This window comes from Acidovorax sp. SUPP950, assembly GCF_030158935.1.
Classification (GTDB): Bacteria; Pseudomonadota; Gammaproteobacteria; order Burkholderiales; family Burkholderiaceae_C; genus Paracidovorax.
This window is the reverse complement of record NZ_BQXE01000001.1, coordinates 1597302-1617102: the sequence shown is the minus strand read 5'-3', so window position 1 is coordinate 1617102 and position 19801 is coordinate 1597302. Positions and strand designations below refer to the sequence as shown.

General features: G+C 62.3%; 22 protein-coding genes and 1 tRNA gene. All 23 read left to right on the top strand.

The genetic code is table 11. From position 1 onward, the window contains the following. Positions 1-7 precede the first annotated feature (7 nt). The 23 genes from serS to AVME950_RS07350 all read left to right on the top strand — a co-directional run bounded on the left by serS (position 8) and on the right by AVME950_RS07350 (position 19795). Positions 8-1318, top strand: a complete 1311-nt coding sequence (gene serS, locus AVME950_RS07460) for a serine--tRNA ligase (RefSeq protein WP_284429299.1) — start codon at positions 8-10, stop codon at positions 1316-1318. 57 nt (positions 1319-1375) lie between these two features. Next, positions 1376-1936 (top strand): class I SAM-dependent methyltransferase, encoded by a 561-nt coding sequence (locus tag AVME950_RS07455; RefSeq protein WP_284429298.1) that lies wholly within the window; start codon positions 1376-1378, stop codon positions 1934-1936. A gap of 122 nt (positions 1937-2058) precedes the next feature. After that, positions 2059-2571, top strand: a complete 513-nt coding sequence (locus AVME950_RS07450) for a DUF1993 domain-containing protein (protein ID WP_284429297.1) — start codon at positions 2059-2061, stop codon at positions 2569-2571. 50 nt (positions 2572-2621) lie between these two features. Further along, positions 2622-2711, top strand: a tRNA-Ser gene (locus AVME950_RS07445). Positions 2712-3007: 296 nt separating this feature from the next. Next, a complete protein-coding gene (locus tag AVME950_RS07440) occupies positions 3008-3274 on the top strand; it encodes a flagellar biosynthetic protein FliQ (protein WP_284408159.1) in 267 nt (88 codons plus the stop codon). Positions 3275-3286: 12 nt separating this feature from the next. Then, on the top strand, positions 3287-4162 hold the full coding sequence (locus tag AVME950_RS07435) for a flagellar biosynthetic protein FliR (RefSeq protein WP_284429296.1): 876 nt from the start codon (positions 3287-3289) through the stop codon (positions 4160-4162). Further along, positions 4162-5256 carry an EscU/YscU/HrcU family type III secretion system export apparatus switch protein gene (locus AVME950_RS07430; RefSeq protein ID WP_284429295.1) on the top strand — a complete coding sequence of 365 codons (1095 nt, stop codon included), beginning with the start codon at positions 4162-4164 and terminating at the stop codon, positions 5254-5256. The genes AVME950_RS07435 and AVME950_RS07430 overlap by 1 nt, the downstream gene beginning before the upstream one ends. After that, positions 5253-7349 (top strand): flagellar biosynthesis protein FlhA, encoded by a 2097-nt coding sequence (gene flhA, locus AVME950_RS07425; RefSeq protein ID WP_284429294.1) that lies wholly within the window; start codon positions 5253-5255, stop codon positions 7347-7349. The genes AVME950_RS07430 and flhA overlap by 4 nt, the downstream gene beginning before the upstream one ends. Before the next feature lie 52 nt (positions 7350-7401). Further along, the gene (locus AVME950_RS07420; protein ID WP_284429293.1) at positions 7402-8193 is read left to right on the top strand and encodes a flagellar hook-basal body protein; all 792 of its coding nucleotides are present in this window, start codon (positions 7402-7404) and stop codon (positions 8191-8193) included. A gap of 71 nt (positions 8194-8264) precedes the next feature. After that, entirely contained in the window at positions 8265-9059 is a 795-nt protein-coding gene (gene flgG, locus AVME950_RS07415) for a flagellar basal-body rod protein FlgG (RefSeq protein WP_284429292.1), read from the top strand. Next, positions 9056-10129: a flagellar basal body P-ring formation chaperone FlgA gene (gene flgA / locus AVME950_RS07410; RefSeq protein WP_284429291.1), complete on the top strand. Its 1074-nt coding sequence runs from the start codon at positions 9056-9058 to the stop codon at positions 10127-10129. The genes flgG and flgA overlap by 4 nt, the downstream gene beginning before the upstream one ends. Next, entirely contained in the window at positions 10126-10728 is a 603-nt protein-coding gene (locus AVME950_RS07405) for a flagellar basal body L-ring protein FlgH (RefSeq protein WP_284429290.1), read from the top strand. The genes flgA and AVME950_RS07405 overlap by 4 nt, the downstream gene beginning before the upstream one ends. 2 nt (positions 10729-10730) lie before the next feature. Next, entirely contained in the window at positions 10731-11867 is a 1137-nt protein-coding gene (locus AVME950_RS07400) for a flagellar basal body P-ring protein FlgI (protein ID WP_284429289.1), read from the top strand. A gap of 18 nt (positions 11868-11885) precedes the next feature. Beyond that, positions 11886-12278 (top strand): flagellar basal body rod protein FlgB, encoded by a 393-nt coding sequence (locus AVME950_RS07395; RefSeq protein ID WP_284408168.1) that lies wholly within the window; start codon positions 11886-11888, stop codon positions 12276-12278. 20 nt (positions 12279-12298) lie between these two features. Continuing rightward, positions 12299-12712, top strand: coding sequence for a flagellar basal body rod protein FlgC (gene flgC, locus AVME950_RS07390; RefSeq protein ID WP_284429288.1), 414 nt, complete (start codon positions 12299-12301; stop codon positions 12710-12712). Continuing rightward, entirely contained in the window at positions 12709-13044 is a 336-nt protein-coding gene (fliE, locus tag AVME950_RS07385) for a flagellar hook-basal body complex protein FliE (protein ID WP_284429287.1), read from the top strand. Before flgC ends, fliE begins: the two co-directional genes overlap by 4 nt. A 49-nt stretch (positions 13045-13093) precedes the next feature. Next, positions 13094-14593, top strand: coding sequence for a flagellar basal-body MS-ring/collar protein FliF (fliF, locus tag AVME950_RS07380; protein WP_284429286.1), 1500 nt, complete (start codon positions 13094-13096; stop codon positions 14591-14593). Continuing rightward, entirely contained in the window at positions 14590-15261 is a 672-nt protein-coding gene (locus AVME950_RS07375; RefSeq protein ID WP_284429285.1) for a hypothetical protein, read from the top strand. The genes fliF and AVME950_RS07375 overlap by 4 nt, the downstream gene beginning before the upstream one ends. Beyond that, entirely contained in the window at positions 15258-16187 is a 930-nt protein-coding gene (locus AVME950_RS07370) for a FliH/SctL family protein (RefSeq protein WP_284429284.1), read from the top strand. Before AVME950_RS07375 ends, AVME950_RS07370 begins: the two co-directional genes overlap by 4 nt. Next, a complete protein-coding gene (locus AVME950_RS07365) occupies positions 16184-17668 on the top strand; it encodes a FliI/YscN family ATPase (protein WP_284429283.1) in 1485 nt (494 codons plus the stop codon). The genes AVME950_RS07370 and AVME950_RS07365 overlap by 4 nt, the downstream gene beginning before the upstream one ends. Further along, positions 17665-18177 (top strand): hypothetical protein, encoded by a 513-nt coding sequence (locus tag AVME950_RS07360; RefSeq protein ID WP_284429282.1) that lies wholly within the window; start codon positions 17665-17667, stop codon positions 18175-18177. Before AVME950_RS07365 ends, AVME950_RS07360 begins: the two co-directional genes overlap by 4 nt. Continuing rightward, positions 18174-19400 carry a hypothetical protein gene (locus AVME950_RS07355; protein WP_284429281.1) on the top strand — a complete coding sequence of 409 codons (1227 nt, stop codon included), beginning with the start codon at positions 18174-18176 and terminating at the stop codon, positions 19398-19400. The genes AVME950_RS07360 and AVME950_RS07355 overlap by 4 nt, the downstream gene beginning before the upstream one ends. Then, positions 19397-19795 carry a flagellar hook assembly protein FlgD gene (locus tag AVME950_RS07350; protein ID WP_284427681.1) on the top strand — a complete coding sequence of 133 codons (399 nt, stop codon included), beginning with the start codon at positions 19397-19399 and terminating at the stop codon, positions 19793-19795. Before AVME950_RS07355 ends, AVME950_RS07350 begins: the two co-directional genes overlap by 4 nt. Positions 19796-19801 lie beyond the last annotated feature (6 nt).

The following is a 19801-nucleotide window of genomic DNA, read 5'->3' as shown; positions in this document are numbered from 1 at the left end:
GCGGCCTATGCTAGACATCCTCCTCCTTCGAAAAGACCTCGACTCCGCCATCGCCCGGCTGGAGACCCGCAAAAAACCCCAGGCCTTCCTGGACGTCGAGGCCTTTCAGTCCCTGGAGTCCGAGCGCAAGACCTTGCAGACCCGCACCGAGGAACTGCAGGCGCGCCGCAACACGCTGTCCAAGCAGATCGGCCAGCTCAAGGCCAAGGGCGAGAGCGCCGATGCGGTCATGGCCGAAGTGGGCTCGCTCAAGTCGGAACTGGAAACCTCGGCCGCCCGGCTGGAGCAGTTGCAGGGCGAACTGCACGCACTGCTGCTGGCCGTGCCCAACCTGCCGCACGAGAGCGTGCCCGTGGGCGCGGACGAAGCCGGCAACGTCGAGGTGCGCCGCTGGGGCACGCCGCGCGCCTTCGACTTCGCGGCGAAGGACCATGTGGACGTGGGCACGCCGCTGGGGCTGGACTTCGACATGGGCGTCAAGCTGTCGGGCTCGCGCTTCACTGTGATGAAGGGCCCCATCGCCCGGCTGCACCGTGCGCTGTCGCAGTTCATGCTCGACGTGCAGACCCAGGAGCACGGCTACACCGAGTGCTATGTGCCCTATGCCGTCAATGCCGATTCGCTGCGCGGCACCGGACAGCTGCCGAAATTCGAGGGCGACCTCTTCGCGGCCAAGAAGGGCGGCCAAGACGGCGAGCCCGTGCCCGACCATGCGGCGCTGTACCTCATTCCCACCAGCGAAGTGCCGCTGACCAACTTCGTGCGCGACGTGGTCGTGCCCGAGTCGGACCTGCCCATCCGGCTCACGGCGCACACGCCGTGCTTTCGTTCCGAGGCCGGCAGCTACGGCCGCGACACGCGCGGCATGATCCGCCAGCACCAGTTCGACAAGGTCGAGATGGTGCAGATCGTGCACCCCGACAAGAGCTACGAGGCGCTGGAAGCCATGACGGTCCACGCCGAAGTCGTGCTGCAGAAGCTGGGGCTGCCTTACCGCGTGATGAGCCTGTGCACGGGCGACATGGGCTTCAGCGCCGCCAAGACCTACGACCTGGAAGTCTGGCTGCCTGCGCAGAACACCTACCGCGAGATCAGCTCGGTGAGCAACTGCGAAGCGTTCCAGTCCCGCCGCCTGCAAGCCCGCTTCAAGAACGCGCAAGGCAAGAACGAGCTGCTGCACACGCTCAATGGCTCGGGCCTGGCCGTGGGTCGCACCCTGGTGGCCGTGCTGGAGAACTACCAGCAGGCCGATGGCAGCGTGGAGATTCCGCCAGCGTTGCGCCCTTACCTGGGCGGGCTCGCTTCCCTGGCCGCATAGGCCGCAGGCCCGGGCCGCGCAGGATGGTTTTTTGCACGATGGATGGGTGAGAAGGCCATGAAGCTCAACGTCGGCTGCGGTCGCAATACCCTCGCAGGGTGGCTGAACCTGGACAGCCAGGCGTTGCCCGGCGTGGACATCGTCGCGGACCTGGACGCCTGTGCGGCCACGCCCTTGCCGCTGGCGGACGGGAGCGTGGAGGAGTTTCTGCTGTCGCATGTCCTGGAGCACATCCCGAAGGTGCTGCCCATGATGCAGGAACTGCACCGCGTGGCCCGGCACGACGCGCGCATGGTCATCCGCGTGCCCCATGGCGCCAGCGACGATGCCTTCGAGGACCCGACCCACGTGCGCCAGCTGTTCCACGGGTCCTTCGGGTATTTCTCCCAGCCCTACTACTGGCGCGCGGATTACGGATACCGCGGCGACTGGATCACCGACCGCGTCGAGCTGACCGTGGCGCAGCGCCTGCGCGGATTGGCCCATGAGCAGATCTGGGAATGCATCCAGAGCCAGCGCAACGTGGTGGTCGAGATGGTGGCCCATCTGCGCGCGGTGAAGCCGGCTCGCATGCCGTTGCGCGACTTGCAAAACGTGCCGCAGATCGTCCTGGTCTAAAACACCATCGGACTGGGTCTTTCAGGGGTTTTCCCGCTCCGATCGTGCACCAGCAGCCCATTGCTGGTGTACTTGCGATCCGCCGGCGTTCTGCCGGCCCTCTTTTCAAGGATCGACCCGCGATGACCTCTTTCATGTACAGCGCCAGCGTGCCCGTTTTCAAGCAGATGCTTGGCTCGCTGGGGGATGTAGTCTCCAAGACCGAAGCCCACGCGACCGCACGCAAGATCGACCCGGACGCTTTGCTGCAGGCCCGGCTGTTTCCCGACATGTTCCCGATGGCGCGGCAGGTGCTGGTCGCGTGCGATTTCGCCAAGGGCATCGCCGCAAGGCTGGCCGGCGTGGACGTGCCATCGCTGCCCGATGCAGAACGGCCGGGTTTTGCTGACCTGCGCACCCGGATCGACGCCGTGCTGGCGTTCATCGAAGGCCTGCCCACCGAGGCTTTCGACGAGGCCGCTGCCCGCCAGATCACGCTGCAGCCCGGCACGCCGCGCGAAAAGCAGTTTGCCGGTGAGCACTACCTGCTGCATTACGGCCTGCCGCAGTTCTTCTTCCACGTGAACGCCACGTATGCGATTGCACGGCACAACGGAGTGGAACTGGGCAAACGCGACTACATGGGAAAGTATTGAGTCGGTCGGAAGGCTGAAACTTCCTGCTAGAATCCCGGCTTCGACACACAGGAGAGGTGGCAGAGTGGTCGAATGTACCTGACTCGAAATCAGGCGTAGTGGCAACACTACCGTGGGTTCGAATCCCACCCTCTCCGCCAGTAAGCCAACAAACGAGCGCCCTTCGGGGCGCTTTTTTGTTGCCTGCAGTCTGGCTTGAATCGTCGGTCTCAGCGCGAGACCGGCCGACCGCTCCCAAATGGCATGGAGTGACGGGCATTGCGCCAAAAACTGTGGCTCTCTTTACCACATCGAAATGTAATATTTCGCCGCAAGTGCGTGTAATTCCAAACGCCCTCCCTACAATTGTAAAATTGTAGTTTGATGAGTGTGAATTTGTAAATGCGTCGGCTGGTCGATGCGCGGAGCGTCTCAACGCTCCAATGAACTGGTTTCTATGAATGCCGACCTTGCTCTCCGGATGCTGTCCGACCTGTTTTGGACGGGATTGCTCATTTGCTTGCCTGTTCTGGGCTTGACCATGCTGGTGGGCTTGCTGATCAGCGTTTTGCAAGTGGTCACGCAAGTGCAGGAAATGTCGCTGACCTTCGTGCCGAAACTGTTCACTGCCGGTGTGGCCATCGTGCTGTTCGGCCCCTGGATGTTGAAGAAGCTGGGGCAATTCGCGTCCCAGCTCTGGACGAATATTCCCGCCATGTTCTGAGTGTGCCCGGAAATGGCCGCCCAATCTTCCCAATGGACGTTGTCGTCGTTTCTGGCAGGCGACGCGCAGGCTGCGGCTGTACTGCTCCCTTTCTTTTTGCTGTCGTTGCGCATTGCTGTAGTGCTTGCCATGACGCCTGTGCTCTACGCGATGCCCATTCCCAATCGGGTGCGGGCGCTGGTGGTGCTGTCGCTGGCTGCCGTGCTGTCTCTGGCCCTTCCCATGGATGGCGCGGGGGTGCGCACGGATGCTGGCGGAATCTTGCAAGCCGCGTTCATCGAGATGGCTCTGGGCGCCACCCTGGCGCTGGGTGTGCTGGTGGCCTTTGCCGCGTTCTCCGTGGCCGGCAACCTGCTGGACGTGCAGATCGGCTTCGGCATTGCACAGGTTTTCGATCCGGTGAGCAACAGGGCTTCTCCGCTGCTGGTGTCCGCCTTCAACTATGCGGCGGTGGTGGTGTTCTTTCTGGTGGATGGGCACCACGCGCTGCTGCGAGCGCTGGCCTATAGCCTGGAGGTTTTCCCGTTGGGAGCCCCTTGGTCTCTGGCGAGTGCCGCCGGCCCGGTGTTCAAGCATGTCAGCGCCCTTTTCATGCTGGGTTTTGCGCTGGCAGCTCCGGTGGTGTTTTGCATCTTGCTGGTGGAACTGGCTCTGGGGGTGGTGTCCCGCAATCTGCCCCAGATCAATATGCTGGTGCTGGGCATTCCCACCAAGATTGTGGTGGGTCTGGCGGTGCTGTCGCTCTGGTTTGCCGGAATGGGAGGCGCGATGAACCGTGTCTACGCCAGCATCTATGGCATGTGGGAAGGCGTCTTCCTGACAGCTTCGCCGGCTGCACGCTTCGATGGAAAACCGGCAGCGCCTTTGCGTGCGGAGGGCGTGCGCTGATGTCGGAGCAAGATCTCGATCGCAACGAAGCGGCCACGCCGTACAAGCTGCAAAAAGCGAAGGAAAAAGGCCAAGTTTCCAAGAGTGCGGACGTGGTCTCGGCGGTGGTGTTCGTGGTCGCGGTGGTGTACCTCACCTGGCAGGGCTGGGAGTCGGTGCGAGACCAGTTTCGCTTCGATCAGATGTTGCTGCTGCAGATCGAAAACATCGACCCGGGTGGTGGCAGCCTCTGGCCTGTGGTTGCTGCGATGGTCAAGGCAACGCTCGTCTGGATTGCCCCTTTTCTTGTTTGCGTCATGCTGGCTGCGGTGGCGGGGAATGTCTTGCAGACGGGCCTGATTCTTTCGTTGGATCCGGTGACCGCCGATTTCAATCGATTGAACCCGGTGAATGGGTTCAAGAAGATTTTCTCCCTGCGTGCCCTGTTCGACACCGCTCGCGCCTGCATCAAGCTGGTCTTGCTGAGCAGCACTGCGTACTACGCGCTGGTCGATCTTGCGCCGCAGTTTTACAACCTCTCGGGACTTTCGCCCCTCGGATACGTGCATACGCTGCTGGCTGACATGGGGAGCCTGGGGCTCAAGATGGCCATGCTGCTGGGTGCCATTGCGCTGGTCGACCTCATGTTCACCAAGCGCGAGTTCGCCAAGAAGATGCGCATGAGCAAGCGTGAGCTCAAAGATGAGCACAAGCAGCGCGACGGTGACCCGCGTGTGCGTGCCCGCATGCGAGAGTTGCGTCGAGAGGCGCGCAAGCGCAGCCAGGCGCTGCGCCAGACCAAGAACGCCGATGTGCTGCTGACCAACCCTACCCATGTCGCGGTTGCGTTGCGCTACGTCCATGGCCAGATGGACTCGCCGCAGGTGGTGGCCAAGGGGGCTGGCCACGTGGCAGCGGTGATGCGGCAGATCGCTGCTCGGCACCACATCCCCATCGTTCAAAGCCCTTCTCTTGCACGCAAGCTCTTCAAGGAGCTCGATGTCGAGCACCATGTGCCGCCTCAGATGTTCGCCGAGGTCGCTCGCATCATCGTCTGGGTTTTTGCCATGCGGGAACGCCAGCGCCAGGGTGTGCGCACGGGGGCGATGGCATGAAGGCACTTCAGCGTTTCTTCGGCAGGCACAGCGATATCGCCATGGTGCTTTTGGTGCTGGGGGTTCTGGTGGTGCTGTTTGCGCCCATTCCCAGTCCGCTGCTGGATTTTCTGATCCTCACTAATTTCAGCTTCGCGTTTCTCATCTTGCTGCTGACGTTCTACATGGCGAGGCCGGTGGAGTTTTCCACCTTTCCGTCGCTGCTGCTGATCGCCACCTTGTTTCGCCTGTCGCTCAATGTGGCAGCCACGCGCCTGATCCTGTCGGACGGTGACGCCGGGCGGGTGATCGGCGCCATCGGTGCCTATGTGGTGGGCGGCAACTACGTGATCGGTTTGATCGTCTTCCTGATCCTCATCGTTGTGCAGTACGTGGTGGTGACCAATGGCGCACAGCGAATCTCGGAGGTGGCTGCGCGTTTTACGCTGGACAGCATGCCCGGGCAGCAGATGAGCATCGACGCGGACCTGAACATGGGTTTCATCGATCAGGCAGAAGCCCAGCGCCGCCGCAAGAACATCGAAAAGGAAGCGGCTTTCTACGGCGCCATGGACGGCGCCAGCAAGTTCGTGAAGGGCGATGCGATCGCCGGCATCATCATCCTGCTGATCAACATTGTGGGTGGACTGGTGATCGGTGTGATGCAGCACAAGTTGCCCTGGGACCAGGCGCTGAAGACTTACTCGCTCCTGACCATCGGCGATGGCATCGTGACCCAGGTTCCCGCGCTGATCATCGCCGTGGGCACCGGCATCATCGTTACCCGTTCTGCTTCGGACGGCAATCTCAGCCAGGAAGTGCTGCGCCAGATCACGTCGTTTCCCAAGACCCTTTTGCTGGTGGGCGCCGCGCTGACGGGCCTGCTTTTCTTTCCGGGAATTCCGGTCCTGCCGACCGCAATCCTGATGGCCATCGTGGGCGCCATTGCGTGGGTGGTGTATCGAAGCGCAGCCAGTGGCGAAGGGGGCCCACCGGCGGGTGCTGGCGGCGCCGAAGTGGCGAAGGCGGAAGAGGGCTCGGCGCGCGACGATGAGGATCCCTATGCAGCGTTGCAGGTGGAGCCGATCGAGGTGCATGTGGGCAGCCAATGGGTCGCGCTCGTCAACCAGCCTGGCAGCGTGTTCATGGAGCGCATTGCCACCTTTCGCAAGCAGCATGCCCAGGAGTTGGGTCTCGTGCTGCCTCGCGTCCGTTTCAAGGATGCGGTTCGGCTCGGTGCCGACCGCTATGAGATCCATCTGGACGGCGTCATCTGTGGCCGGGGGGAGGCCCGGGCCGACCGCCTGCTGGCCATCCACCCTGCAGGCAAGACGGACGGACTGCCGGGCGAGCCGACGCGCGACCCCACTTACGGATTGCCGGCCTTGTGGATCGAGCAGAGCTTGCGTGAAGCAGCCGTTGCGGCGAAGTTCACGCTGGTGGATGCACCGACCGTCTTCATGACTCATCTGACCGAAGTCTTGCGGCGCGAATCCGCCACGCTGCTGACGCGGGCGGAAACGGATCGGCTACTGGCCCGTGTGCGGCAGCAGCAATCCAGCTTGGTCGAGGAGCTGATACCCACCGTGCTGTCCGTGAGCGATGTGCAGAAGGTGCTTCAAAACCTGCTGCGTGAGAAGGTGTCCATCCGCCACATCGAGGCGATCCTCGAAACCTTGGCCGATGCGGGCCGGCAGTCCAAGGATGCCAACTACCTGACCGAGCTGGTGCGCCTTCGGCTGGGGCACGCGATATGCCAGGGCCTCGTTGGCGAGGCGAATGCACTGCACGTGATCACGCTGGATCCGGCCGTCGAGAGCCAATTCTTGCAGAGCGTGCAGATGGCGCACAGCGCGCGTTCTGAAGATACGGGCTCACCCGCCGCGCCTTTTGTGCTCGAGCCCAAGATGGCCGAGCAACTGATGGTCAAGCTGATGCAGCAAGCGGAACGCATGATGAAAAGCAACCTGTTGCCCGTGCTGCTGTGCGCACCTGAACTGCGTCGGCATGTACGAGCACTTTCGGAGCGCGTGATGCCGCACCTGAGGGTCCTGTCGATGGCAGAGATTCCGCACACCATCGAATTGAAGTCCTATGCCGTCGTGAGCGTTTAGCCGGCCCTTTTCCCTGGCATCCCCCTGTTTTATTTCACCCCGCTTTCCTTCCATGCAAGAAGTACTCGCCCTCGCTTTGCAGTCCATGCACCAGGACATGCAGCGCCTTGACCGGATTGGCAGCAATCTGGCCAACGCGCTGACGCCGGGTTATCAGCGCGAAGCGATGGCCAGCCGGCCGCTGGGCATGGTTGGCTCCACGTTCGCCGCCATGGTGGGCAATGTGCCCACGGCCCCTTCCGCGGCGGGCATGGCATCCGCAACGGTGCCTGCGCCTGCGCTGCTCATTCAGACCGATACGCGCCCGGGCAGCCTGAAGTCCACGGGCCAGGGGTTGGATGTGGCTCTGGCTGGCCCCGGTTTCTTTGAAGTGACGACGGACGTTGGCCCAGCCTATACCCGTCAGGGCAATTTTCGGTTGGATGGGCGGGGGCGCCTGGTGACCGCGCAAGGCTTTCCCGTCATGGGCAAGGGTGGCGAAATCTACCTGAATGGGGAGCGCCCTTTCATCGATGGTGCCGGGAACGTGTATGAGTCCGAATCCAAGTCAGCAGGCGCCAACGCGCAGCCGATCGCACAACTCAAGGTGGTGCAGGCGGAAGACCCCACCCGCCTTCAACACAAGGGTGATGGGTTGCTGGCAGCGGATGGGGCGTTCAGCGTGCTCAAAGACGCGGACATTCAGATCCGGCAGGGCTTCCTGGAGAACTCGAATGTCAATTCCATGCAGGAGATGGTTCAACTGGTGCAAACCATGCGGCATTTCGAATCCATGCAAAAGGTGGCATTGGGCTATGACGAAATGACGGGGCAGGCCATCCGGAAACTCGGTGAACTTTCTTGATCCTTTGTTTTATTGGATGCGCTGCGCTTGAACAAGGCTCCGCCATCCTTTTTAGAAATTGACTTCTTCCCATGTTTGACGCTCTCTACATCGGTGCCACCGGCATGCAAGCACAGCAGCTGAATGTCGACACCATTGCCAATAATTTGGCGAACGTGAACACCGCCGGCTTCAAGAAAGCGCGGGTCAGCTTTTCCGACCTGGTTGCCAAAGATGCGGCCCGTGCAGTGTCCAGCCAGGTGGATGGTGACGCCGGTCTCATCTCGCAGGGGTTGCGGCTGGGCGCGGGTGTGGGCATTGCCAGCCTGTCCAAGCTGTTCGACATGGGGGATCTCAAGAAAACGGACTCCCCCCTGGATGTCACTGTGCAGGGCGATGGTTTTCTGGAGGTGCTGATGCCCGATGGAAGCAGTGCCTACACCCGCGGCGGCACGCTGAAAGTGAACAAGGAAGGCCAATTGGCCACGTTGGCCGGCTATGCGCTCAAGCCCGGGATCACCGTGCCCGAGGACACCCAGGCACTGGTACTACAGCCCGACGGACGGGTGCAGGCGCGCGCCGCCAACCAGGCCTCTGCCACGGACATCGGCAAGATCGATCTGGTCCGGTTTGCCAGCCCGCAAGGCTTGCTGGCCGAAGGGGACAACCTCTACCGAAGCAGCAGTGCGTCCGGGGAAGCGATTTCGGTTCGGGCTGGAGAAGATGGTGCGGGCAGCCTGGCCCAGGGCTATCTGGAGGGCTCCAACGTGAAGATGGTCGAGGAAATGGTCAACCTGATGGTGGCGCAGCGCACCTATGAAGCCAACGTCAAGATCGTTCAGGCGGCCGATGAGATTCTGGGGCTGGTCAACGGGCTGCGGCGATGAGTCCTTTCAATGCGATCAGGCGGCAGCCTCTCGGTGGAGCGCTGGGTGCCGTCTTGCTGTGGCTGGGTTCTCTTTTCGGTACTCCCGCATGGGCGATCAACGGGACTGCGGTGCCCAAAGCACTGCTGCGGGTGGAAATGCGGCCGCAGGCCCAAGTGCAACAGGCGCAAGTACAACTGGGGGACATTGCCATTTTGAGCAGTCCGGACCTGGCATTGCTGCGCCGGGCCATGGCGCTGCCGTTGGGCCAGGCCCCACGCATTGGCGATACCGCAGTTCTGGAGTCGGACCGATTGGCTCTGTGGCTTCGCAGCCGTACCGGCCTGCGCGAAGACCAGGTGCAGTGGCAAGGTTCCACGTCGACGGTCCTGACCGTGGCGGCGCGAGAGTTGCCGGGAGAGGAGGTGGTTGACAAAGCCCAGTCTGCATTGCGGGATCACCTGATGGCCGTGGTGGCGCAAAAGGGTTGGATCGAGCCGCGGATCGAAATGCAGACGGTGTCCGTGCCGTCGACGACCTTGATTCCGCTCGGAGGCAGCAGTCTGCGCGTGCGTCCGCTGGGCAACGTGCCGGTGGGCAAACGCATGCTGGTCTGGGTCGATGTGCTGGTGCAGGGACAGCACGTCAAGACCATTCCGGTCCGATTCGAAGTGAGCTTGTTCACCTTGGCGCCAGTGGCCGCGAACGACATGGCCGTGGGCACCTCGGTTCAGGCAGACAACTTGGTGATGCGCGAGGTCGATGCGGCCCGGCTGGGGGATGTGGGTCCCAGTGCATTGGGACAGCCTGCAACCCTTGGCGCAGGGGATGCTGTGGCTGCGCAACGGGTTCGCCGCAACCTCCACAGTGGTGATGTTGTCACTGCAGCGCATTTGCAGCCCGTACCGGCAGTGTCGCGCGGCGAATGGGTCAGTCTGGTTTCGCGAAGCGGTTTGGTGTCCCTGGAGAGCCGGGTGGAAGTGCTGCAGGACGGACAGGTCGGCCAGGTCGTGCGTGCAAGGCCCCTCAACGCCACCGGCGTGCTGCTGGCCCGTGTAACGGCCCCAGGGCATTTGGAGCTGCAGCCATGAAGCAATCTTTCGTCATGGCTGCGGGCAAAGGCCTTTTTGTTTTGTCGAGCATGGCGCTGTACATCCATGCGGCTCCTGCTTGTGCGGAAAGCCTCTATCAGGAACAGAGTTTCAGGCCTTTGACGGCCGATAACAAGGCGTTTCGCGTGGGCGACGTGCTGACGGTGCAGGTGTTCGAAAACTCCAGCGCGACGACGAGCGCGGATACGGGTACACGGCGCAAGAACGGGCTGTCTGCGGAGCTTGGGCATCGCAGCGGTAGCGTGGCCCAGACAGGTATCGCGGTCACCGGCGACTTCGATGGCGGGGGCAAGACCCAACGGACCAATCGGGTACTGGCCACGCTCACAGTGTCCGTTCGAGAAGTGCTACCCAACGGTGAATTGAAGGTCTCTGGCGAGCAACTGTTGACCGTCAACGATGAGCCGCAAAAAGTCACCCTGGAAGGCCGTGTGCGGCCACTGGATATCTCGGATGGCAATGTCGTTTTGTCGACGCGCCTGGCCGATGCCAGGATCAGCTATGTGGGTGAGGGCGACATTGCGGAGCGCAATCGGCGTCCCTGGTGGCGGGCGCTGCTGGATGGGATGGGATTGTGACCATGAGGCGAACCATTCGAACCCTCTTTGGCCTGTTGGCGGGCGCTGCGTTGTCGCTGGCGCTGGGGATGTCTGCCCAAGCTCATGCGGAGTCTGTACGCGTCAAGGACCTTGGAAAGCTGCAGGGTTGGCGTGAAAACGCGCTGGTCGGCACGGGCATCGTGACCGGTCTGGCAGGCACTGGCGATTCGTCCACGAACCGGAGCATGCGGCAGGCTCTCTCCAATGCCATGTCCCAGTTCAATCTGAATGTCGGGCCCGAACAAATCCAGAGCCGCAACGTGGCGGTGGTCATGGTCAGCGCTGTGCTGTCTCCCTTCTCGCGGGAGGGCGACGCGCTGGATATCACCGTGACCTCTGTCGGCGATGCACGCAGCCTGGTCGGAGGCAGCTTGATGCTTACCCCTTTGAAAGGGGCCAACGGGCGGGTCTATGCCTTGGCGCAAGGTCCTTTGTCGGTGGGGGGATACCGTTACGACGCCAATGGCAATGTGGTGCAGAAAAACCATCCCACGGTGGGTTCCGTACCCAATGGCGCCACCGTGGAAGTGGGTGTGACGGCGCAGCTGGTTTCAGAAAGCTCCCGGATGACTTTCATCCTCAATGAGCCCGACTACACCACTGCCAACCGGGTGGCGGAGGCGATCAACCGCAAGTTGGGAGCCGGCCTGGCGCAAGCGCGGGACGCATCAGGGATCGAACTGATGGTGCCCGAAAGCCAGCGCCGCCAGCTGGTCGCTTTCGTCGCCGGGCTGGAGTCGGTCATGGTCGAGCCGGACCGCCGGGCCAAGGTGGTGATCAACGAACGCACCGGCACGGTGGTGTCGGGGGGGGATGTTCGCATCTCCCAGGTGGCGATCTCGCACGGCGATATCAAGGTCTCCATTCGCAACGAGACGGTCGCTTCTCAGCCCTCTTTCATCGGACAGGCGGGCGATGGTGTTCGCACGGCGCTGGTCACCAACACGCGCATCGATGTGGACGAGCAAAACGGCCCCGGCTTTGTCACCGGCAGCACCACGGTGTCTGATCTGGTGCAGTCGCTTGCCAGGCTCAAGACGAACACGCGGGACATCATCTCCATCCTTCGCGCGGTGAAGACGGCAGGTGCGTTGCACGCCGAACTCATCATCCAGTAAGCACAGCGGAACGACCCCATGACCGAAGGAATCGAAGCCATCACCCAAGCCAGCCTGTCGCTGGCGCTCGATGCGGCAACGTTGCGCCACCAGGCCATCGCCAACAACATTGCCAATGCCGGAACGGAAGGTTTCGTGCCGCAGCGGCTGGGCTTTTCCAGCCAGATGCAAGAGGCCCGCCGCCAACTGGACGAAGGCCGACGGATCGATGCAAGCCAGCTTGCCGCGATGGCAGAAGCCGGTTTCAGGCTGGAGCCGGTATCTGCAGGCAATGGACTGCCGGCTCGGGTCCAACTGGATTCCGAAGTGGCGCAGATGGCGCAGAACGCGGTGCATTACCAAGCCTTGCTCAAAGGACTGTCGCGCCACATGGCCATTCTTTCCACCGCCGTCTCCGACGGCAAACGCTGACTTTTTCTAGGCGCAATTCCATGGACTACTCCAAAGCCTTTGCCATCAGTGCCAGCGGCATGACCCTCGAACGCACGCGCGTCGAAGTGGCATCCCTCAATCTGGCCAACGCCAACACGGTGGCGGGCCCCGACGGAAAAACCTATCAGCCCCTCCGGGTGGTCGGCCGTACCGCTTTCAGCGATGCGGTGACACAAGGCCTGGCGGGCCCCTCGGTCGCTGTGGAGCCCACGCTGCAAAGCCCTCGCATGGTGTATGAGCCTGGGCATCCGATGGCCAATGCGCGTGGATTTGTGGCTTATGCGGGCGTGGACCCCGCTGCAGAGATGGTGACGCTGATGGGGGCGATGCGCTCCTACGAAGCCAACGTCGCGGCGATGAACACTTCCCGGAACATGGCGCTCAAGGCGCTGGAAATCGGAGGCAATGCATGAGCACCGAAGCCATCACGGCCTTGGCTTCGTCCGCTCTGCCGAGCCTGTCTGCACCGCTGCCACTGCCGCCAGAGCCGGGCATGGCTGTCGGAGCGCTGCAGTCGCCGCCGTCGCCGGGATTTTCCGATCTTGTCACGCAGGGGCTGCAGCAGGTCAACCAGCAGTTGCTGGGCAGCCAGACCGATCTGCAGCAGCTCGCTGTCGGCAATGTCCAGAACTTGCACCAGATCATGATTCGGCTGGAGGAAAGCAAACTGTCCTTCCAATTGATGATGCAGGTGCGCAACCGGCTTCTGGAGTCCTACCAGGACGTCATGAAGATGCAACTCTAGCCATGACCGATAAGCCAAGACTGAAACTCCGCACCGAGAGCGTACGACCATGATCGCATTCTGGGAGGGCCTGAGCCGCTCCGCACGCGCCAGCCTGATCGCTGGCCTTTTGGGCATCGTCCTGATGACCGCTGCACTCGCTTGGTGGTTGCTGCGAGCAGACTATCAAGTGCTGTTCGCCGACCTCAAGCCACAGGATGCGACGGCCATGACCGCCGAGCTGGAGAAGCTCAAGATTCCTTATCGGTTCGACGAAAGCAATGCCTCCATCCTGGTGGACAAGGCACAGGTGCACTCCACACGCATCAAGCTGATGGGCAAGGATTTGCCACTGCACGGTGCGGTGGGCTTCGAGCTGTTCAACAACACCGACTTCGGCATGACGGAGTTCGCGCAGAAGATCAACTACCAGCGGGCGCTCCAGGGCGAGCTGACGCGCACCATCCTGTCGCTTTCGGAAATACGCGATGTGAGGGTCCATCTCGCCTTGCCGGAGCAGGGCCTGTTCAAGCAAGCCAGCGCTCGCCCCAAGGCGGCGATCACCCTCACGCTGAGAGAAGGCCAAGCCTTGCGTGCCGAGCAGGTGAGCGGTATCCAGCGATTGGTTGCAGCGGCAACGCCCGGAATGACAGCGCAGGACGTGACAGTGGTGGACAAGCAAGGTGTTGCCTTGAGCCGATCAGTGGACGATGGGGGTGAGCCCGCCTCATCCGGTGGAGGCGGCAGCCGGCTCGACCTGAAGAAGGACACCGAGACCCAGTTGGCGCGAAAAGCGGCCGCCGTGCTGGATCGCGCTTTCGGTCCAGGTCAGGCCCTGGCGACCGTCGATGTCACCTTGAACATGGACCAGGTTCGGATCACTACCGAAGACGTCATTCCTGCACCGTCGAGGACGGCGGACAGCAAAGGCGTCATCGTGAAGGAGCGGGAGTCCATACGAGACGGGAATCTGGCCCCGCTGGATGCCGTTCGATCTTCCAACGCCGCGGGCGCCAGTACACAGCGCGAGGTGGATTACCAAGTGGGCCGCAGGGTGGAGCAGGTGGTCAGCCAGGCCGGGTCGGTTCGACGGATTCAGGTCGTCGCAGTGGTTCGGCAGCCACTGGACGCCTTGCAGGAAGACAAACTGCGCCGCGTATTGGCGGCAGCGGTGGGGGCGAACATGGACCGTGGCGATACGGTGGTCGTGCAGTCTCTGCAAGCCCTTCTTCCACCCGCCATCGACCAGGCAGCGGCCGATGCTTCCAGTGCGCAAGCCGCCATGGGGCCAGAGTCTGCGGGTTACCCGGCGAGGGGTGACGCGGTTGATGGCCGGAGCATGGCACTGGGTGCCTATGCCAAGGCTTTGCTGGCCTTCGCGTTCGTCTTCGTAGTAGGCGTGTGGGCCTTTCATTCGCTGCGCCGTCGCCAATCCGCTGGCCGCACGCAAGCCGCATCGCCATTGACCGAGGCCGAACGGCAGGCCGCGCTGCGGCGCGTGCAGGCCTGGATGCAGACGGGCCCATCCAATGGTCCTTTGGACGCGGATCTGCCGCGGCATCAGCCATGATGTTTTCAGAGTTGACCAGTTCGCCCGTCGGCCGCAGCGCCAGGCATTCCGCATTGCTGCTGCACGCGATGGCTCCATCTGACCGGAGTTGGTTGCTATCGCGCCTGCCCTTGCCGCAGCAGCAGGAACTGACGGCTTTGGTGGCCGAGTTGGATGGGCTGGGCATCTCGCCCGACGCCAGTGTCTTGAACGAGGCTTTGAACGCCTGCGCGCCTGGGACTGAAGCGCACACGACAATGCGGGAAGAGGCCACCGCCTTCCATGTGGCGGAGCATTCGAATCCTCTTCCCGCGATGTCGGATTTTGATTTCTTGATGGCCTTGGACGAAAAAGACCTGGTCGCCCTTTCCAAGGCGTGGCGCAGCGAGCCGCCCGGCTTGGTAGCGATGGCGCTGCGCTTGCAAGCCTGGCCGTGGCAGCGCACGCTGCTGGAGCGCCTTCCAGCGTTGCCGCGGCGCAGAGTCGAAGACATGCTGGACATGGAAAACTGCCCAGTGCGATCGGATTCGGCACTGGCTCTGGCGCTCATGGCGAGCATGCGCACCTGTTGCGAGTCGGCGCGGATCGCTGTGCAAGATTCGCTGCCAGAGAAGGCGCTTGTATCAGGCCAAGGCTGGAAATCGCGGATGTTCCGGTGGACTGGCGCGTTGGCGAGGACGGTTCGATGAAGCCGGCCACCTTGATCTTGCGCGATGCGCCCTTGCATGCGCAGACTTTGAGCCTGGGCCGGCCGGCGCACAAAGCAGCAGAAAAAAGTCCGGTGCTCCGGCAGCGACCCGCCGGCGCAGCGGATGCCGTGTCTTTGGCAGAGGGCTCTGCGAAGGCGATCTCGCATCCATCGGAGCCGGCTGTATTGGATGCAGCAAGTGTTGCGGCAGCTCGGGAGTTGGCACTGGCTGCTGAGCTGGCCAAAAGGCATGAACATCTCCTGGAACAGGAACGCCGCGCTGCTTACGACAAAGGCCGCCAGGAAGGCATCGCGCAAGCGCAACGGGAGGCCCGGCTGCAGATGGAGAAGCTGGCTACGACCATGGCCCAAGAGCAGGTGAGCCGAGCGGCTGCAGACGCCCAGAAAGCAGCCCAGGACCATAGCCGGCAATTGAACGACAAGCTGCACCAGCAAAGCAAACTGCTGGAAAAGATCCTGGCGGAGTTGCCCGCAGAGCGCGAAAGATGCCTGCGCAACGCAGAAGAAGACATGCTTGTCCTGGCTTTCGAGATGGTGTGCCGCATCCTGGGGGATCAAGCGGCAACGCAAGACGGTCTGCGCGCATTGCTGGACAGAAGCCTCAAGTCATGGCACGGGCGCAGCCCGTTGAGCATTCATCTGCATCCCGAAGACGTGCAGCTGCTGCGTACGGACGCAGACAGTCTGCAATTGCTCTCAGCCGCAGGGTTCAGTGCAGAGCGTGCTTCCCTGCGCTGGGTGGCAGATGCGAAAGTCGCGACCGGAGGCGTTTTGTTGCGTGCAGCAGAGGGCGCGTTGGATGCCAGGCTGGAAGTGCAACTGGACGCACTGAAAGCCAGCCTTTTGCAGACCCGTGAAGCCCGCCGATCGCTGGTTTCCGTGCCTCGCCAAGGTGAGAAGGCATGAACATGTCCGCTCCCCGTTCGTCCGGCCTTCTGCAGGACTATCGCGCTGCGCTGCAGCAAACGGAGTTGTCCCGGCGGATCGGATGGGTGCGACAAATGCAGGGTTTGGCGATCGAAGCGCAGGGGCCGGATGCCACCGTCGGCGAGCTGTGCCGCATCCTGCCACGCAGGCCTTCGGCTGAAGGCGGGCTTGCTTCTGGGGACGGCCTGTCTCATGGAGTGTTGGCGGAAGTGGTTGGGTTAAGGGGCGACGTCATCACTCTGATGCCTTATGGCAGCATGCAAGGCGTGGCCGCAGGAGCGGAGGTCATCGCACTGGGACGGCAGTCGACTTTCGGTGTCGGCCCTGAACTGCTCGGGCGTGTGATCGATGGGTTCGGACACGCCTTCGATCAACGCGCAGACCCCGATGCACCGCTTCAGCGCCCATTGCATGCCAGCCCGATCAACCCCATGCAGCGGCCCAAGATTCACCAGGTGCTTCAAACGGGGGTGCGTTGCCTGGACGGGTTGCTGACGCTGGGCTTGGGGCAGCGTGTGGGCATTTTCGCAGGCAGTGGCGTTGGCAAGAGCACGTTGCTGGGCATGATTGCGCGGCATGTCAGTGCCGATGTGAACGTGATCGCCCTGATCGGCGAACGGGGCCGCGAGGTGCGGGAGTTCATCGACAAGCAGTTGGGCGAAGAGGGCCTGAAGCGGTCTGTGGTTGTCGTCGCCACTTCCGACCAGCCGGCGCTGGCGCGCATCCGTGCAGCGCATGCTGCCGTCACCATTGCAGAGTATTTCCGGGACGCGGGCCAGCAGGTGCTGCTCACCATGGACTCGATCACCCGGCTGGCCATGGCGCGCCGCGAGGTGGGCCTGGCTGCAGGGGAGCCCCCCACCGCGCGTGGCTACACCCCGTCCGTTTTTGCGGAACTGCCCCAGCTTTGCGAGCGCTGCGGCACAGCGCCCTCAGGGGGCTCCATCACGGCGCTGCTGACGGTGCTCGTCGAGGGCGACGACATGAACGAGCCCATCGCGGATAGCTTGCGCTCCATTTTGGACGGTCACGTGGTGCTGTCTCGCCATCTGGCGCATGAGGGGCAATACCCTGCCATCGATGTGTTGCGCAGCGCCAGCCGGCTGCTCCCCGATTTGACGAGCAAGGACGAGCAGGAATTGATTTCCGATGCCGTCAGGTACCTGGCTTTGCTGGATCGCAATCGCCAATTGGTGGATATCGGCGCTTATGAGAAAGGGTCGAACCCGGAAATGGATCGCGCCTTGCTGCTGGCTCCGGCATTGAAGGAATGGTTGCGGCAGCGAGAGGGTGGCATTGCGCGATCCACTGGCATGCGCAAGTTGCGCGCTATCTTGTGGCCTGACCGGGCAGTACTCCCTGTGTTTGCACCCGTACCCAACGCATCCTTACCCCCAGCGAAACTGAGTTTCGCGATTGGTGCAAACGGGATGGAAAGTCCTGTGAAAGCGGCTCGATGAAGGAAAACGCAGCTCAAAGCGTGAACGCAGACTTGCGCGGCTTCACCTATGCGTTGGCGCCGTACATGCGCAAGCAGGAATGGCAAATGGAGCGGCTGGAAAACCGTTTGGCACGGCTTCGACAATCTCTGGCAGAGTCACGTGAACAGCGCGCGGCGCTCGATCTGGATTTTCAGAGCCAGGTGGCTCACTTGCAGTTGAATTGGCAACCCCGTCCGGATCCGCACATGCACCAGCGCGGGTTGGGGTATCTGGCCCAGTTGCGTGGACATATTCAGGAAAAGGACCGGGAGATAGAGGCCTTGTGCGAGCAGAAGGCGCTTTTGCAGGCCGATTGCGTCGCTCAACAGCGCAAGATCGACGGGCTGAAAGAACACCGTGCCGATGCCATTCAGGAGTATGTCAACGATGCCGCCCGTGCCGCCGCCGCGGAAGCTGACCGCAGCTGGATTGGCCGCCTGTACTACCGCACCGCTCGCGGCGCGGAATCTTTCGAGAATTTGCCATGACGGTGCTGCAACCTGCCAACCGTGAGGCCTTGATGGACCTCGACCTGCAACGCCGGTCCACGCAACCTGGCCAGGCAGGCGAAGATGCTCCTGCGGACAGAAAGCGGGCTCGGCAGGCCTGGCTTCATGAAATGGAACGGGCCCAGTTATCCAACTGGTTCCAGCCTTTCGTCGCCAGCCCTTTGGTAAACGGGGCCGAAGCGGGGCAGTCCCAGCGCAGTGCTGCGCTTCGTCCACCAGAGCCTTTGTCCATGGCGGGGCAGACGGCTTTGGCATCCCGCAGCGGTTATTTCCCCATGTCTTCGGCGGCGACTGTCCGTGAGGGCTTCCCACGTCCTGTGTCTGAGGCACCCTTGGACGTGGCCGCCACCCATGATGCGATGGCGCCTCAGGCAATCCAAGGGAGCCAAGGTGGCACACCGCAGAGCCCTGCGGTCGTGGAGCACGAAGATACCGCCGCTGAACTCGCCGGACCTGCGTCACGGAATCAATTCGCGACGAGGACTGCCGCACAACAACCTGCGCAATCGCCGGGTGCAGGCAACCATGCAGCTGCGCAGGGCGTGGTTGTCGCGGGGTCACAGAGCCTGAGCGAGATCATGGCCGGTGCGGAAAGTGCTCGGATATCTCAGATCGTTCCATCGTTGCCAGTCAATGCGGATCCGAAGGTTGTCAATCCGTCGATGGGCACCAGCGGTGTTGCATCGCTTTCGACTCCGGTCGCGGTCGTTTTGCGGGCTCCCTCGGGTTGGGTCGACCAAGGAGGCGTTGCCGGTGAATCTTCCCTTTTCAGCGTGGAGTTGAACGCGAAAAGCGCTCTGAGCGATTTACCTCGTGCCGGCGATGCGTCCAGGCAACCCGTACAGCCCGGTACCTCACCCGTCAGCCGATTGGTTGGAGGGAGCACGGCGCAGCAAGCTGCGACACGCTTGCATGCCAATTGGACGCCGGACGGCTTGAACCTCTGGATCGGCATGGATGGAACGGCTCAGCAGGTGACTGCCCAGGCGGCAGTCGTCGTCAACACGTTGCAGCGCACCCTTCGAAACCAGGGACACAGACTGAGTCGCGTGGTCTGCAATGGAAGCGTGGTCTACGACGCGGCCACGGCATCTTCCGGTGCCTCGCTGTTCAGCGATTTTGCAAGCTTTCTGGAACAACGCACCGTGGGCCATTGCACTCCCGGTCTATTTTCTTTTCCGCCCCCCAAGGAGAATTCATGAGCATCAGTGGCATCAGCAGCACCGCCACCAACCTGCGCGCCAATGGCCTGAATCAGGAGGATTTCATGAAAATCCTGCTGACTCAGCTGACCTATCAAGATCCCATGAAGCCGATGGACAACCAGCAGTTCATGGCCCAGATGGCGCAGTTCACGAGCCTGGAGCAAACCCAGCAGCTCAACGACAAGATCTCGACCTTGATCAGCAATCAGGCGGCGCTGCAGTCGGTCGGGTTGATAGGCCGCACGGTGGACATCAACTCTACCGGAGGCACGCTGACGGGCACGGTCGTTTCGCTGTCGCTGGCCGGCGATTCGCCCCTCATCACCCTGCGCACGACCGCAGGTGCGACGTTGCAGAACATTTCCCTGAGCCAAGTCACCGCGGTGCGCTGACGCGCT